Genomic DNA, 15,431 nt, shown 5'->3' on the forward strand with positions numbered 1-15,431 from the left:
CCCGATCAGGCCGCCTGCACCTGCTTTGCGTCGATCATCGTCTCGATCTGGCCGATGGTGCGGTAGAGATCCGCGTCCAGCTCGTCAGGGGTGATCGTCATCTCGAATTCCCCTTCGAGGAAAGCGATCAGTTTGAGCACACCGAGGCTGTCAACGATGCCGGTGTCGATCAGGTCGAGATCGTCGGTCAGTTGATCTGCGGGAATATCCATCGCGAATTCTTCGGCGATGAACGTTCGCAAGGTTGGGTAGGACATGGGAAAACTCCTTTGTTGATAGATGTCCGAGGTCGGCCGTCACGCGGTCGCGCTCTGGCAGTTTTGAGCCAGCATCCGCCGGCAGGCCTTCCCATTGGAGTTCTTGGGAACCTCCAGCAGGGAAATGGTGAAATTCCGGGGGATCGCCGCAACCGGCAGCCGCTTCATCAAATGCAGACGCAGATCGAGACTGTTCAGGCCCTCGCCCTTGGTCTTGACCCAGGCATTCAGAATCGTGCCTTCGCCGGACCGCGTGACAAAGCTCAACGCTTCGCACACACCCGCGTGCCCATTGAGATGCGTGTCCACCTCATTGAGATCCACGCGCACGCCGTTCAGCTTGACGATGCTGTCATTGCGGCCAACAAAATGGATGATCCCTGCCCGATCACGGCGGACAATATCTCCGGACCGGTAGTAGCGCTTGCCGTCATGCACGACAGTAGCCTTGGCGGTCAGCTCCGGGTCCGAATAGCCGCGCATCATCGTCGGGCAATGCACCCACAACTCGCCCTCGCCTTTGCCTTCGATCGGCATGCCTTCGGGATCGGCCAGAAGGTATTCGACGTAGGGCAACTTGCGCCCGAGCGGCAGCGGGTCCGGTGTGCCCTCACGCGGCACCTCGTAGAAGAACGTGTCGTTTGTCTCGGTGCAGCCATAGATGTTCAGGAAGCGCGCATTGGGAAAGACCTGAAACAGACGTTCCAGTGTCTTGGCGGGCATGGGCTCCCCGGCAAAGAGCACAGAGCGCACCTCTGGCAAGATCGGATTGCCGGGCGCTTGCGCCACCAGCTTGAGCGCGGATGGGGCGGAATGCCAAACGGTCACGCCGGACTGCTTCATCATCTCGACCAGACGCGCGCCGTTACGGGCGGTCTTGGCATCCGCAAGCGCCAGATCAGCGCCGGACATGAGAGACGCAAAGATATCGAGGAAAGAGAGATCGAAGGCAAAGGGCGCGTGGCTCAGCAGACAATCGTCGATATTGAGATCAAGCTCATCGACCACCCAATTCTGAAACACGTTCAGCGCGTGGGCTTCGATCTCGACCCGCTTCGGCTTGCCCGTCGATCCAGAGGTGTGAAGTACCGCAGCAAGGTTCTGCTGCGAAACCACCACGTTCGGACGCGGAATGAGGCTCTCCAGAACAGACGCCGGGGCGGGCGGCTCCGCATCACCCAGTTCAACCAGGGATACGCCCATCTCCAGAGCCCAGGCTTTCAACCGCTGGGCAGTCGTCTCATCGACAATCAGGGCGGCCGGATTGAGATCCGTCAGAATGTCCATCAACCGCCCGTCCGGATGCGTGGGGTCAAGCGGCGCATAAGCACGGCCAGTCGACAGGACGGCCAGAACGGCGGCCAGACAGCCCGGCGACTTCTCGGCGCAAATGGCCACCACCTCTTCGCCAAGAACACCGGGTCCGGGCAGGCGGGCAACGATTTCTTCGGCCAATGCGCTCAACGCGCGATAACTGGTTGTTCCCCCAGCGCTGTCGACAATCTTCGAGCGCGGGGTTTTTTCCATTTCGACGGTCAGGCAATCGGAAAACGCCCGCGTGCCTACGATCTGAAAGAAGTCCTGGTGCAGCATGTCAGTGTCCTCGAATGGTCAGGTCCAAGGGCCCTAAAGGCCAAGCATCGCAGCGATGCGGTTTTTCTGAATGTCGGAGGTGCCGGAGTAGATCAGCCCGCCCATGGCGTTGCGCAGATGGCTCTCGACCCCGGTTTCCACCATGTAACCAGAGCCACCATGCAGTGTGATGGCGTCGATGCTGTTCGCCACATGCGCCTCGGAAATCGCCAGCTTGGCAGAGGCAAATTCGAGCGACGCATTGCCGCCCCCTTCCATCGCCTGCACCAACCGCGCGAGCCACGACCGCGCCGATTGCAGCCGCATGTGCATGTCGGCGATGCGGTGCGAGATGGCCTGATACGAGCCAATGGCCGCACCAAATTGCTGGCGCTCTTTGGCATGGGCGATGGAGCGGTCCATCTGCCGCCGCATTTCCCCGGTCTGCAGAGCAAAGATCGACAGGATCTCCCAACGCATGACGTAATCAAGGATCGAGAACCCCTGCCCTTCGCGCCCGATCAGGCGGCTGGCAGGCACGCGCACATTGTTGAAGTAGAGGTCCGCCATGGGCGCGGTGCGAATGCCCATTTTCTTGCGCGGCTTGCCGATGGTGAAGCCTTCGGACTTGGTATCCACCGCAAAAGCCGAGAAGCCGCCCAGCGCGCCTTTCGTCGGATGCGTGCGTGCATAAACCACCATGATGTCAGCAATCGGCGCGTTGGAGATGAAGCATTTCTCGCCATTCAGGATGTAGTCATCGCCATCCTTGGTCGCGGTCGTCTTCATCGCAAAAGCGTCCGAACCGCTGTCCGGCTCGGTAATCGCATGAGCCCCCACCAGCGACCCTTCCGCGAGCTTGGGCAGTAATTCAGCACGCAACGCGTCAGAGCCGAACCGCTCTACCGGCAGACAGGTGCTGCACAGATGCGTGGAGAGCGAAAAGCCGAGGCCGCTGTCTTCACAAATGTGACCGAAGGTCTCCAGAAGATCGGTCAATTCCGGCACGGATAGCGCCAGACCACCCTCTTCTTCGCTGGTGACAACGCCTGTCAGACCGGCCTCGACAACCGCTTTCCAACGGTCCGTGCCAAAACGGCCCATCATGTCGTCGTCTTGCCAGCCGTCATTGAAAGCCGGGGCCCACTGCTCCAGACCCTCAAAAAACGGGGCCATCATGTCGGTGCGGTAATTCTCAATAGTGCCGCCAAGCGGCAGGCTGCGGATCGCGCGCATCACAGGTCTCCAATGTCGGGAAGTTCAAGAATGAGGCTGCCGTTCAGCCCGCCAAAACCCAGCGAGTTTTTCATGACCACGCCGGTGGCCAGGGTCCGGTCTGCCTCTGGAAGGGACAGGGTAAAGGGGACGTCCTCCGGATCTTTGGTCGACAGCATCGGTGGGGCTTTGCCAGACTTCAGCGCCAGGATCGTGGCCACGATCTCGATTGCGCCTGCGGTCCCGAGCAGATGGCCCGTCGTCCCTTTTGTCGAGCTGATGATCAGATCGCCTTTGCCGGTGAACACACCGTCCAAAGCCTCTGCTTCAGCCGCATCATTGAGAGGTGTGCCGGTGCCGTGGCAGTTGACATACGAGATGTCCGACGGCTTGCGCCCGGCCTGCTGCAAAGCTTGCTTCATGGCGCGGGTCAAGCCGCGAGGATTGGGGCTGGTGATGTGATGGCTGTCGCTCGCGAGACCCATGCCGCTCAGGCGCACAATCGGCTCGGCACCGCGCGCCTTTGCATGGTCTTCGGCCTCGATCACGAGTATGGCAGAGCCGTCGCCGATCATCATCCCCTTGCGGGTACGATCAAACGGGCGACAGGTTTCGCGGTCCATGGCGCGCAGGGCGTTGAACCCGGCGAAATCGGCAGCGCGCATCCGGTCGCTCCCGCCGACAATCATAATGTCAGCATCGCCGTTACGAACCCGGCTGAGCGCATAAGACATGGCGCCCAGCGACGACACGCAGGCGCAAGAGAAGGCGCAAAGAGGGCCGTTCAAATCAAAGACCTGTGACAGCACATGCGCGGCGCTGGCGGGGGTCACCAGATCCGGGGCGTCCCGCTCACCTTTTCCGGCCATCAGCGCATCGCTGTAACCGTCCATCAGCCCACCGGACGTGGTGGCCACGGCACAGCCCACGCCGCGCGGCATCTCGGACAAACCGGCCATCCGAATGGCCTCCAGCGCGGCGAGTATGCCGTGCCCGGCGCAGACAATCTGCGGTTCAGTCAACCCGGACAACTGCCCGGCGCGCTCGGCCTGTCTCAAAGCCTCTTCCGTGTCGCGGGGGTCAGCCGCATAGGCGCGCCGGGCGCGGAAACCCGATGTGTCAAAATGCATGGGTGCATCGGGGGCGTCACCGCCCTGCGCCAACAAGTCTTCAAAAGCGGGCAGGCCAATGGCGCCGCGCGCCACCACACCCAACCCGGTCACAACAACAGAGCGGCTCATATGCAATCTTCCATCTGCCTTATCCCGATACGGACGGCCACGCTGCTGCCTGCAGTGGCAGGCGCCGCGATTTGCCAGTGCTCCGACCCTCGCTGGCCCACATCCGGGCTGTTCAGCAGGTCGTGCACGGCCAGAAGGCCGCCCGCACCGAGATAGTCGATTGTTCTGGGTGAAAAGGTCTGCGCCGCAAAAGGGGTTTGCGGCTTGGCTCCGACCTTGGGTTCCGGGGTGTTCTGATTGACGATGGACATCAGCTCCGGCGCGCCATGTACGCCGCGCGCGGCAGCCACGCTCTCACGTTCCAGCAAAAGCAGAACCATGGCCTCGCCGTAGGATTTGCCCGGCGTGGTTTGCGCCCTTGCTGCCAGGTGATCAGCAATTGGCGGCGCGAAATCCTCGTAGGCAGCGACAAGAACCCGCTCGCAGCGTCCTTCGCGCAGCCAGTCCGTGGCAATCTGCAAGGCATCTAGGCCCGCACCACCCGCGCTGACAGCCGCAAGACACGGCCCTTCTATGCCAAACTCAATGGCAGCGGCCGAGATAGGGTAGTTATGCGTGGCCTGCGCAAAGCTGACAGGGTCAACGCCGCGCGGACCCTTTTTGCGTAAGCGCATGTGCATTTCGAAAACCTGGGCGCAGCCGTAACAGGAGCCGGAAATCAACCCGGTGCCCGGGCCCGCGATATCCTCGCGGCTCAATCCGGTCTGCGCCAGAAGGCGGGTGATCATGTCATCAAGACGGAAAGACACACGTGTGTGACGGCCTTTCGACGTCCGGGCGTCCGCTTCCGCGGCCCCATGATCAAGATAATACAAAGGAAAAGGACCAAAGGGAGCATCTGCCATGGGCCGATCCGGAGGGAGGAGGTCCTGGGAGGCGGCGTCGGCCAGACTTGCCGATATTACGATGCTGTCCATCATGTCAGTGCAACCCTTTGGTCAGTCGGTGGGGATAGTTGCGCGCTCAAAGCCAGGGAGGGGGTGCTCCGAACGCGCGAGACAGGGAGTAGAAACAAGCGAAGTTTCAGTAAGCCGAGCTCTCACCGCTCAGCGAGTGGCGTTCGTCGCCCTTGAGGGGCGGGTTGAACACACAAACCAGACGCATGGTCTTGCTGGCCTTCAGCCAATGCTTGTCATGCTTGTCGAGCGCATACATCGTGCCAGGGGTGATGACGTGCGCCTCGCCGGTCTGGGTATCCACAACTTCGCCTTCGCCTTCCACGCAGTAGCAGGCTTCCAGGTGGTTTTTGTATTCCAGAAGGGAGGCCGAACCGGCTTCGATGATGGTATCGGTCAGGGAATACCCCATCTTGTCTTTTTCGATCAGGAGACGGCGGCTTTTTCCGTTGCCCCAATCAACATCGCGCTCTGTATTGGCGATCTTTTCGAGAGAATTGATAATCATGGTGTCCTCGTGTCAGGTTTCTCGGTGTCCAGGATATTGGGCTTATCTTCCTGCCATCCCGGCATGAATCATTTATAGCCCATCTATTTCGTGGATAGTTTGTAGTTTTGTTCAGAAAGATTTTTGTTAAACACGAAAAATTCTGGCGAGCGCGAGATTTCGTTCAGAAATCGAAGGCCTCTGTTACAGAGTTTTTTGTTTAGATTACAGTTATTTAATAGAAAATGGCCGCCGGTAGTCCGACGGCCGCTTCTCTCAGAACAAACTGAATTTGGTACTTTGACCAGGTATTATTTACGCCATATCGGCCACCAACGATCCGGACTTGAATTTGGTATCTGTTAGAAACATGGGGGCGTGTTTTTCCCTTAAACCATCCAAGATCATTTCGTGCGGCAGGTCATCGTATTGCCCGTGGTCATGCATAATCTCCATATAAGCGCGTCCGGTTGTATCGAATGCGTGATGCACACAATCATTCTCTCCATCGAAGTCCAGCGGAGTCATTCCATACAGTTGGCAAAGACGCGCATTAAAGACTGGGGTCGCCTTGATCCAGTGCCCGTTCAGAAAAAGAGACACCAGAACATGATAGTGAAACACCTTTGTCCCCATCAGCTGGGCAAGCTGCGGGGAGCACAGGTGGTTCTTCACGTCAGTGATCCAGAGCCTGGCGGGAATGCCGGCGCGTCGCAGAAGCGCGGTGTAGACCACGGATTTGTGGATACACAGGCCCGAACGCCGCTTCAGGATCGCGCTCGCCTTCATTGCCTCTTCGGAAAAATCCGCATTGTAGATCTCGTAGAAGAGTCCGTCCCGAACGGCATAAAAGAGATCCACGGCTATTTTTTTCGGATCATCGCCGCTGTTGCGCGTGGCTTTGTCAAAGAATGCGGCCACACCGGGATGGTCAAAATCCAGGAAGTCGGTCCGCGCGAGGGTCGCAGGTGTCATGTCAGATATCCTCCAGGGTGGTACACAGCGCATTCGGCAGAACCACGCTGATTTCTGTTCCAACGCCCAGCGTGCTCTCGATATCGATACGCCCGCCAAGCCCGTTCACGATAGTCTTGCAAAGATACAGCCCGAGCCCGTAGCCGCCCGAAGCCCGTCCCCGGGATTCATCGGCGCGCCAGAACGGCTCGGTCATGTAGTTCAGCTGATCGGCGGCGATGCCGACCCCTTGATCCTGGACCGCAATCCGCATGTCGCAGCCGCGTTCTCCGTCATCGGAAAAGCGCACAACAATGGGATTTCCTTCCCCGTAACGCACTGCGTTGCTTACGAAATTCTTCAGAAGCACGCTGGTCAGGAAGCTGTCGAAATAGGCCGTCTTGCGACCAGTATCGTTGCGGATAGAGATGTCCACGCCCTGATGCGTCAGCTGGGCGATCTGCTCGTCCGCGTAGGGTTCGATGTCGATGAAATCCGCCGTGCTTTCGCCTGCGCTGCGTTTTTCGGCCGCGAGGATCGAAGACAGGATCTCTTCAACCACGCTGATGTCCTTGCTGATCTGCTCGCGCAGCTTGGCATCGTCCACCATGTCCTTGCGCACCTTAAGGCGGGACAGAGGCGTGAGAATTTCATGCGGCAGCGCCAGAAGCATGTGGCGGCGGCTTTCGTGAATACGCTGCAACTCTGCAACCATCTTGTTGAAGCCGTCCGCAAAAGTCCGATATTCGCCGAACGTCTTGTCGAGCGGGATCTGATAACTCAGATCTCCCTCTTCGACGCGCTGAATGCCGTGGGTCAACACGTCAAACGGAAGCGTCAGCCGACGGATGAGCAAGAAGATCGCGGCGATAGCGAAGAGCACGGACATAACCACAACGCCAACAAGAAACAGCGCGTAGGTCGAAATGGGGCGGCCAAATTTTGGCAGGATGCTAACCGTATCCCCCCGGACCGAGACCGCCGCGTAATTGTCACCCAACCGGGTGATCGCAATGCCGTCGGAATCCTCCAGAGCCGCGCGATAGATGTCGGCAAAACGCGAGTTTTCCGCCTCGGCACGGGTCATAAGGATCATCGGTTCTTCCCCGATGGCCTCGACCGGCTCATCGGGGTGCATTGCGTTTTCAGTGAAGGCATCGAACAGGGCGCGCGACAAATAGCGACGGGGGTGCTCATCCGCCACGCGCTGAAGCGAAAGGATCAACACGAGGCTCAGCAGAGCCGTCGACACCAGTGTCGCCCACAGAAGGTGGCTGAAAACGGACCGCGTCCGCACCCAAAGCCCGGCCTGTTCGATAATGCTGCTCATGAAACCTGCTCTGTCCTTATGCAATATCCCTGCCCGCGCAGGGTCTTGATGAAATCCGTGGCAAGCCCCTGCTCCCGGAACTTCTGGCGCACGCGATAGATGATCGTATCAATCATAGCGGGATCACTTTGGTCATTGTACCCGATATGGTTAAGGATGTCGGCCCGGCTCAGGATGGCCCCATCGGCGTCTGACAAGGCCGTCAGGACCCGCATTTCCAACTCTGTCAGATTGACCGCGTAGGCCCCATAAACGGCTGACATATGCGTCGGAGACAGGTGCAAACCGCTGTGGGTCTCCTGCTGGGGTGCGGCCGGAACGACCTCTGTTGCTGTATCATCCCGCTTGCGCCGCACAACTGCACCGATGCGGGCAACCAGTTCGCGCATTTCCATCGGTTTCGCCACGAAGTCATCAAACCCGCTTTCCAGTGCGACGATGCGATCCGTCAGTTCCGCCCGTGCGGTCAGGGCGACGATCGGGATCTCTGCATAAGGCTTGCCGCTGGAGCGAATCGCGCGGCACACCGCCATGCCGTCCAATTCGGGAAGCATCATGTCGAGCAACAGGCAGTCGAACTCTTCTGCATCGAGCATCTCGAAAGCCTGAGACGGCGCGTAGCTGAGACTCAGCTCCATACCGTACTTTTCGAGTGCGGGCTGCATCAGGCTGCCCAGTTCTTCGTCATCGTCGAGGATCAGAACGCGCAAGTCTTTTATCCTTTATATCTGCGTTGCTGTTGCGGGGTGAGCGGGCCGCGCGCAACGCGGCCACGCTTCAGAACGTGAAGGTGTAGCCCATCTGGATCGAGCTTTTGTTCGGGTTGGCACCGTAGATCGACGTATCATCTCCAAAGGTCGTCATACCGCGTAGGTTGAACTTGCCGTTCTGGCCCACGGGCACATCGTAGGAGATTTGCGCCAGACCGCTACCGTCATGTGGAACATAGAAGCCAAGCAGCGAAAGATCGCTGTCGCCCCAGATATTGTTCCAGGCGGCACGGGTGAAAACCTGCTGCTCCGCCAAGGGTTCCTGCCTGCGGGATGCCACGCCGTAGATGGCACCGGCAGCGAGCCCGTCCAATCCTGTTGCACCGGCCAGGGCGTCGATCTGGGAGCCGGTAAGTCCCGCTGTATTAAGGTGATATTCCAGTGTAACGGAGATATCCTGCTGCCCGACAAGTTGCATGGGCAGAGCCCAGTTCATGCCCACAGCGGCGCTGTAGTGCCAATCCTTGCCGGCCCCGGCACCAACACCGTCACGAAAACCCAGAGACCCGAGAGACGTACCCAGCGCCTCGTCCGCGATGCTCAAGCGCTTCTGCGCCATGACCTCGGTATAAAGCACCAGATTGTCGCCGACACCGCCGCTTAGCTCAAAGCCAAAACCGGGGTCGCCATCAATCAAGACTGCATTTGCAGTCAACGAAAGGTTGTCTCCTGTCGGCGGCGTTACCTTGAGGAACCAGGCATCCGACGGGTTGGTGCGGTGCAGTTGCAAACCGTAGTTGTCAGCGTCGGTCCACCCCGTGCCAAGATCTGCGTCGATCTCGGGGCGATACCCGGCCGTGACAAGCGTTTGACCAATGGTCGTTGTGCCGGTCAGGGCAAAAACGCCCAGGCGTTCGTTCCGGCGATCCGCAGGCGCGGCACTGCCGGTCACGACAAGGCTGTCATCCTTGAACCAATCCGTCGGGTTATACCCCGTGGCAACCCCGTTGCGGATGTTGATCCGACCAAGTTGCAGCGTGGTTTGCGGCCCAAGCGCAAAGCTGAAGGCCAGCTCCTGCACATCGAAGTTGAAGTCATCCTCAAAGCGGAAGCTCCGGCCAGAGACCGTGTCGGCCCGCGCTCTCAAGTTGAAGAGCAACGACGTGCTGTCGGTGATCTCACGCGTTCCGAAATAATGCGCAGACAGGCGGAAGGCATTTTCGCTGTCGCCATTGATATCGGTGTTGTGGAAGGCCCGCGCTTCAAGCTCCAGCGTTCCGTGACGCATGCCGCGGCGCTCTTCGCTGGCGAGCATGGCTTCGCCGTCAGCGCTGATGTCACCCTCCGGGATAACACCGTCTTCGGGCAGAGCTTCCGTCATCTCGACCTCCGGTGGGAGTTCACCCGGAAGATCAGGCGGCAGTTCACTACCGGCGACCTCAGGGGGCAGCTCTGGTCCGCCGGGCGTGGTTTCGGCGGCTTCCAATGCACCCGGTGCTTCGACGGGTTCGGGTTGGGGGTCGACGCTCACATCCCCGGCGCCGGGCAGATCAGGTGGGAGGTCAAAATCCTGTGCTGCAGCTGGAAGGGCGAGGATGAGGGCAAGCGTCGGAGCGACCGAATGCATCAGAAGGCGTTTCATGGTTTCGTCTCCTTTCTTTACTGAGTTACGGGAACCGGGCTGGGGTCAGCCCTTGAAGTTCGGGAGCCATTCTTTTTTGAACCAGGAAGACGGGATGTCCTTGGCGCGGTAGTTGCCCATGGTCATCACGGTCACCTTGTTCGGATCGAAGCCATCAGCGATGATGATTTCGGTCGGACGGGTCGCGCCCATGGCGTTCTTCAGCTTGCGATACCAGGCCACTTTGATGAGCTTGCCGGAGCTGGTGTAGTACTTGCCCTTGATCGGCTGGTTGCTCTTCTGATCCACCCAGAAATCCACGGCGCTGTAAGGCGCGGAAGAGGCTTTCTGTGTCAGACGCAGCTTGTGGCAGCTGTAGTTTTTCTTGTCACCGCCCGCCACGGTCTCGGAGCCCGAGAGCGAGACGTTGTAGTCGCCGACAAGGTTCGAGCTGACCACGTCACCGTTGGAGGCGTTGCCGAGCAGACGCTGGCGTGGGGAGATGCGAACAGAGGCCTTGGACGACGGATCGTAGAGCCAAAGGTTGTTGCCATTGCGCAGAAGGATCTTGCCCCGATCTGCGGACGGCGCATTGATGTGCACCAGGGTCTGAAACTGGCTGCCGGTGGGGCGAGAGTAGGTGGTGACAGAGGTCTTTTCCTTCACCTTGCCGCGCTCATAGTTGATCAGGGAAACATCCACGGCAAAGCTGCGCTGCGGGTTCCGAATGGCGTCAGTCTTCTTGAGGATGGTCGCGGCGTTATTGGCGGCAAAGGCCGGCAGGCCAAGCGAGCCCATGGAGACGGCAGTTGCACCGCCAAGAAGAAGGTTAGCGAATTCACGACGATCGAGTTCCATTGGTCTTTCCTTTCGTGGTGCAGCGCAGGGCTGCGATTTTTCAGTTGAGACAGTTTTGGGTCGGATAGGGTCTTGGAGGTGCCGGGGGCCGGGGCGCGGCCCCTCGGCGTGGGTATGGGGATCAGGCCCGTTGCAGGCTTTCGACGATATTCAGGCGAGCCGCTTTGAAGGTCGGCCAGACCGAGGCGAGGAAGGACAGGGCCACCAGCGTTCCCACAACACCAATCGCGAAGGTCGGATTGTCGAGGACCATGAGCTGCACGGTCAGCGGGGTTGCATTCGAGGGCGGCGTCCACTGTAGGCCAGCGGCGTTGATCACGTTGGACAGCAGGATGGCGGAGCCGAGGGCAATCAATGCGCCGATGAGGCCAATCATGGTGCTTTCCGTGAGGAAGAGTGCGCGGACAAAGCCCTTGCGGAAGCCCAGCGCCCGGATTGTGCCGATCTCTTTCACGCGCTCCACGATGGTCATCGAGATGGTGTTGACGATGGTGAAGACGATCACAATCGAGAGTACGATGCTGACGACGATGAACATGAAGGTGAACATGCCGAAGATGCGGTCAAACGTCGGGTCCACTTCGGTGAAGTGATAGACGGAAAGGTCCAGACCGGCCTCGGTCATCACCGCATCAACACGCGCTTTCACAGCATCCACCTGCGCCGGATCGGCAACCTGAAGCATCAGGGCGGTGGCTTCCTGGCTGTCACCATAGAGAAGACCGCGGGCCTGCTCGAAGTGCATCATGATGAAGCTGTTGTCGATTGCGCGGACAGCCTGGGCCTGCGCGCTTTCAATACCGACGCGCGCAATGTTCGGTACACCGGCAGAGGTGGCGGCCATAACGTTGAGCTGCGGTTTTTCGGTGCCGTTGCCCTGATCAGCAAGACCAGCTTCCGTGCCAACAAGAGAGGTAAAGTCCTGCTCTTCAACAACCAAAGTAGAGGCGTCAACCGGCGCATCCTGACAGTTCGGCACGCTCAGCGCCTCACACATGCCCATCAAACGGGCCATACCGAGACCCACGATCACGCTTTCCTGACCGCCAGCCGCCAGACCGGTAACCGGGGCAACCTGACCGATGTTCCAGCCATCCCAACCGCGCATCGCGTCGATTTCCGCCGGAACAATGCCGGTACCGATGAACGTTTTGGAGTTGCCGGTTTCAGCGTTGCCAGCCACGCCGGCAAGGTCAATGCGGGGCGTGATGACGGCGATGTTTTCCGCCAGCATCGGGTCCGCAGCCAGAAGGGCGGCAACCTTGTCCCAGTCCTTGATCGTATAAGCATCGGGGTTGGCGGCACCGAACTCCAGGTAACCGTTGCGATAAACCTGCAGGTTGCCCTGCTCCTGAATCATAGAGGTCTGAACCCCGTACCAGATCGACGTGACAAACCCGCCAAAGAGCAGCGCGGCAAGCCCGCCGATGCCGATGGCCAAAGCGGTTGTCACCGACCGCCGGGCGTTCTTGAAGATATTGCGTAGAGCGATTTTCCAAATCATGGCTCAGTACTCCCCGGCCGTCTGGCCGTCGACGATGTTGATGATTGCGCTTCCGGGGGTGATCAGATCGGTGTCATGGGTACAGATCACCACGGAGGTGTTGAGTTCGACCTTGATGCGATCCATCAGCGCGACGATCTCGCGCGAGGTCTTGGTATCGAGGTTTGCTGTCGGCTCGTCCGCGATCAGAAGCGTCGGTTCGCTGACAAGAGCGCGGGCAATCGCCACGCGCTGGCGTTGACCCCCGGAAATCTCACCGGGACGACGATCAACAAAATCGCCAAGACCAACCGCTTCGAGGTACTCTAGTGCGCGCGTCTTACGCGACGCCCAGGACATCTTGCGGTTCAGGAGCGGAAATTCGACGTTTTCACGCAAAGACAGCACCGGGATCAGGTTGAAGCTCTGGAAGACAAAGCCGATGTGCTGCGCGCGAAAATCGGCGGCCTGCTTGTCGGTCAGCTTGGTAACGTCTTCACCCAGGATCTCCATTTCGCCGTCAGTGGGGCGATCAAGAAGACCCAGAAGGTTCAACAGCGTGGACTTACCACTGCCAGACGGGCCGGTGATGAAGGTAGTCGCGGCTTTCGCGATGCTGCCCGAGACACCTTTCAGCGCGGGCACTTCGACGCGATCCATTTTGTAGGTCTTGCTGAGACCTTTGAAGCTGACGGCCACATCCCGTGCAGGGCGCGCGCCAGGGTTCTGCGCAATGTCGTATTGGAACGACTGGGGGTTATAGGCTTGGTTCACTGTTACGGTCCTCACGGATGGATGTTTGATCTACATCCAATTTACGGACCGAGGAGTGATTCACTCAAACAACAAAGAGTGCTAAATCAACGCGCTTTGAATATAGGATTTCTGAGATATGACATTCTCCAACATATAAGCGGAACACTCCGTCATATTCGCGGAATAAAATCATATTGGTGATAGAAAACAAAAAAAGCCGCCGGACGGATCCAGCGACTTGTACTCGTTAACGGAACGACAGGTCAGGCTGTTTGGGCGCCCGTAACATCGTCAGTTTCGCGTTGCAGAACATGCATGGCTGTGGCCGCGAGCCCGAGCGCAATGAGCGCCATGACCGCGCGCATCGTGTTCCAGAAGAACCAGTCCGCGCTGTATGCGCTCCAGATCGGCCCAGCCTCGCCTATAGAAAGGGATGCGGGATCAAGAGCCTCCAAAGCGTGGTTCATTGGCACGTTGATGTTGACCGTGGGCAGGAACGACCCGCCAAAGTAGACACCCGCAGCAGCGAGCAAGAACAACCCCGCCGCTTGCTTACCCTTCACATACAACAGTGCAGCGCAACTCAGAGCAATGATCGGTGTAAACAAGAAAGTGAAAAGAAATACACCGTTTCTGGTTCCCTGATTCAGTTTCTGCATTGCGTGAATCGCGTCAACTTCCGGCAATGTATTGAGGCCCTGCATTACGGATACAGAGTATGCGTAGAAAAAGCCACCAATGGTTCCAAAAAGAATGATGGGCGTCAGGCAGAGAATGTAATTGAGTCTAAACATGGACGTGACTCTCCTTTACGGATGGCTCTTGCGTTAAACCAAACATAGTGCATTTCGCATGAGAGCTAAATGGCGCCACACATCATTCCATAAAACAGCTTAAATCTGCGATAAATGATTGTTCATGATGTTTTGTCACAGAACATGACAGCACGCTGAACGCTCTATGATCCGGAGCGCTGGTATTTCGGAGTTTCATGACGGTTTTCGCCTCAAGCCGTTATCTCTCGTCAGCTTGCACGTAAAAGGTGTGTGACAAAACGTTCAGGCCGGACACCAACGTGTCCGGCCCGCTTTGCCAAATGGCATGTTTTACCAGAATCGATGCGGGGTTCTTGCCCGGCGTCAGGCCTGAATCGGGGTCGTGACCTGGCCAACCAGAGAATACCCGCGTCCGCGAACGGTGCGGATGAAGTCTACCTCCGCACCGGCTTCCTTGATCTTGGTGCGCAGACGGTAAATCAGCGCGTCGATACTGCGCGAATAGATCACCGTGGTTCCGTGCACCTCGCCAAGCAGATCATCCCTGTTCAGGATTTCCCCGGGCCGCTGAGCAAGCGCGGCGATCAGTTCGAATTCCATCGATGTGGTTTCAAGCTTGGTGCCGTTGACCAGCACCTGCGCGCGCTGTGTCTCGATCTGGAGGACATCGTTTTCAAGCGTAATCTCGACCGCGACTCCGGACTTGCCGGGCGCGGCCGGTTGCGGCGCGGCTGTGCTGACCGGTTGCGTTGCGGCATCCGGCGCGCGGGTCCGGCGCAGGATCGCATTGATCCGGGCCACAAGTTCGCGCGGCTCAAACGGTTTTGTCACGTAGTCATCGGCGCCTGTCTCGAGGCCAACCACCATGTCTGTCAGCTCTGTCCTCGCCGTTAGGATGATAATCGACACATCCTTATAAGGTGCATTGGAGTAGCGGATCTGGCTGCACATTTGCAGGCCGTTGATTTCCGGCAGCATCACATCAAGAAGGACAAGATCATATTTCTTGGCCTCCAGCGCCTCAAAGCCCGCACTCGGGCTGTGAACCGCATCGAGTTCAATGCTGTAGTTTTTCAGAACATCCGCCGTAAGGGTGGCGAGTTCGACATCATCATCGATCAGAAGAACGCGTATCATGACAGTCTATTCAAAAATAACATAAAATAACATGTGATGGGGCGGAAGCTTGGCAGTAATCTCACGGCAACATGTCACTCGGTTGTTCTTGTCTGGTTGCTTTCGCATGAACGTCTTCCCCGACGTTAACTTTCTGCA

Annotated in this window: 15 protein-coding genes; all 15 read right to left on the reverse strand. The window is 58.5% G+C overall.

Annotated elements, in window-relative coordinates; all coding sequences use genetic code 11:
• Window positions 1–5 precede the first annotated feature (5 nt).
• The gene (locus E4662_RS19900) at window positions 6–257 is read right to left on the reverse strand and encodes an acyl carrier protein (RefSeq protein ID WP_136443377.1); all 252 of its coding nucleotides are present in this window, start codon (window positions 255–257) and stop codon (window positions 6–8) included.
• 39 nt (window positions 258–296) lie between these two features.
• Window positions 297–1,850 carry an AMP-binding protein gene (locus E4662_RS19905; RefSeq protein ID WP_136443378.1) on the reverse strand — a complete coding sequence of 518 codons (1,554 nt, stop codon included), beginning with the start codon at window positions 1,848–1,850 and terminating at the stop codon, window positions 297–299.
• Window positions 1,851–1,883: 33 nt separating this feature from the next.
• Window positions 1,884–3,065 carry an acyl-CoA dehydrogenase family protein gene (locus E4662_RS19910; protein ID WP_136443379.1) on the reverse strand — a complete coding sequence of 394 codons (1,182 nt, stop codon included), beginning with the start codon at window positions 3,063–3,065 and terminating at the stop codon, window positions 1,884–1,886.
• Window positions 3,065–4,285, reverse strand: a complete 1,221-nt coding sequence (locus E4662_RS19915) for a beta-ketoacyl-[acyl-carrier-protein] synthase family protein (RefSeq protein WP_136443380.1) — start codon at window positions 4,283–4,285, stop codon at window positions 3,065–3,067. Before E4662_RS19915 ends, E4662_RS19910 begins: the two co-directional genes overlap by 1 nt.
• Entirely contained in the window at window positions 4,282–5,130 is an 849-nt protein-coding gene (locus E4662_RS19920) for a beta-ketoacyl synthase N-terminal-like domain-containing protein (RefSeq protein ID WP_168798029.1), read from the reverse strand. Before E4662_RS19920 ends, E4662_RS19915 begins: the two co-directional genes overlap by 4 nt.
• Before the next feature lie 178 nt (window positions 5,131–5,308).
• On the reverse strand, window positions 5,309–5,689 hold the full coding sequence (locus tag E4662_RS19925) for an ectoine synthase (RefSeq protein ID WP_136443382.1): 381 nt from the start codon (window positions 5,687–5,689) through the stop codon (window positions 5,309–5,311).
• 294 nt (window positions 5,690–5,983) lie between these two features.
• On the reverse strand, window positions 5,984–6,643 hold the full coding sequence (locus tag E4662_RS19930) for a transglutaminase-like domain-containing protein (protein WP_168798030.1): 660 nt from the start codon (window positions 6,641–6,643) through the stop codon (window positions 5,984–5,986).
• A 1-nt stretch (window position 6,644) separates the two neighbouring features.
• Window positions 6,645–7,952 (reverse strand): sensor histidine kinase, encoded by a 1,308-nt coding sequence (locus E4662_RS19935; RefSeq protein WP_136443384.1) that lies wholly within the window; start codon window positions 7,950–7,952, stop codon window positions 6,645–6,647.
• On the reverse strand, window positions 7,949–8,662 hold the full coding sequence (locus E4662_RS19940) for a response regulator transcription factor (protein WP_136443385.1): 714 nt from the start codon (window positions 8,660–8,662) through the stop codon (window positions 7,949–7,951). Before E4662_RS19940 ends, E4662_RS19935 begins: the two co-directional genes overlap by 4 nt.
• Window positions 8,663–8,729: 67 nt before the next feature.
• Complete coding sequence (locus tag E4662_RS19945; protein ID WP_136443386.1) at window positions 8,730–10,304, reverse strand: hypothetical protein; 1,575 nt, start codon at window positions 10,302–10,304, stop codon at window positions 8,730–8,732.
• Between the two features lie 45 nt (window positions 10,305–10,349).
• A complete protein-coding gene (locus E4662_RS19950; protein WP_136443387.1) occupies window positions 10,350–11,141 on the reverse strand; it encodes an outer membrane lipoprotein-sorting protein in 792 nt (263 codons plus the stop codon).
• Window positions 11,142–11,262: 121 nt separating this feature from the next.
• On the reverse strand, window positions 11,263–12,645 hold the full coding sequence (locus tag E4662_RS19955) for an ABC transporter permease (protein WP_136443388.1): 1,383 nt from the start codon (window positions 12,643–12,645) through the stop codon (window positions 11,263–11,265).
• Between the two features lie 3 nt (window positions 12,646–12,648).
• The gene (locus E4662_RS19960) at window positions 12,649–13,398 is read right to left on the reverse strand and encodes an ABC transporter ATP-binding protein (protein WP_206080317.1); all 750 of its coding nucleotides are present in this window, start codon (window positions 13,396–13,398) and stop codon (window positions 12,649–12,651) included.
• A 245-nt stretch (window positions 13,399–13,643) separates the two neighbouring features.
• Window positions 13,644–14,174, reverse strand: a complete 531-nt coding sequence (locus E4662_RS19965) for an anthrone oxygenase family protein (RefSeq protein WP_136443389.1) — start codon at window positions 14,172–14,174, stop codon at window positions 13,644–13,646.
• A 345-nt stretch (window positions 14,175–14,519) separates the two neighbouring features.
• The gene (locus E4662_RS19970; RefSeq protein WP_136443390.1) at window positions 14,520–15,293 is read right to left on the reverse strand and encodes a response regulator transcription factor; all 774 of its coding nucleotides are present in this window, start codon (window positions 15,291–15,293) and stop codon (window positions 14,520–14,522) included.
• Window positions 15,294–15,431 lie beyond the last annotated feature (138 nt).

It is taken from the genome of Pacificoceanicola onchidii (genome assembly GCF_004804335.1).
Taxonomy (GTDB): Bacteria; Pseudomonadota; Alphaproteobacteria; order Rhodobacterales; family Rhodobacteraceae; genus Pacificoceanicola; species Pacificoceanicola onchidii.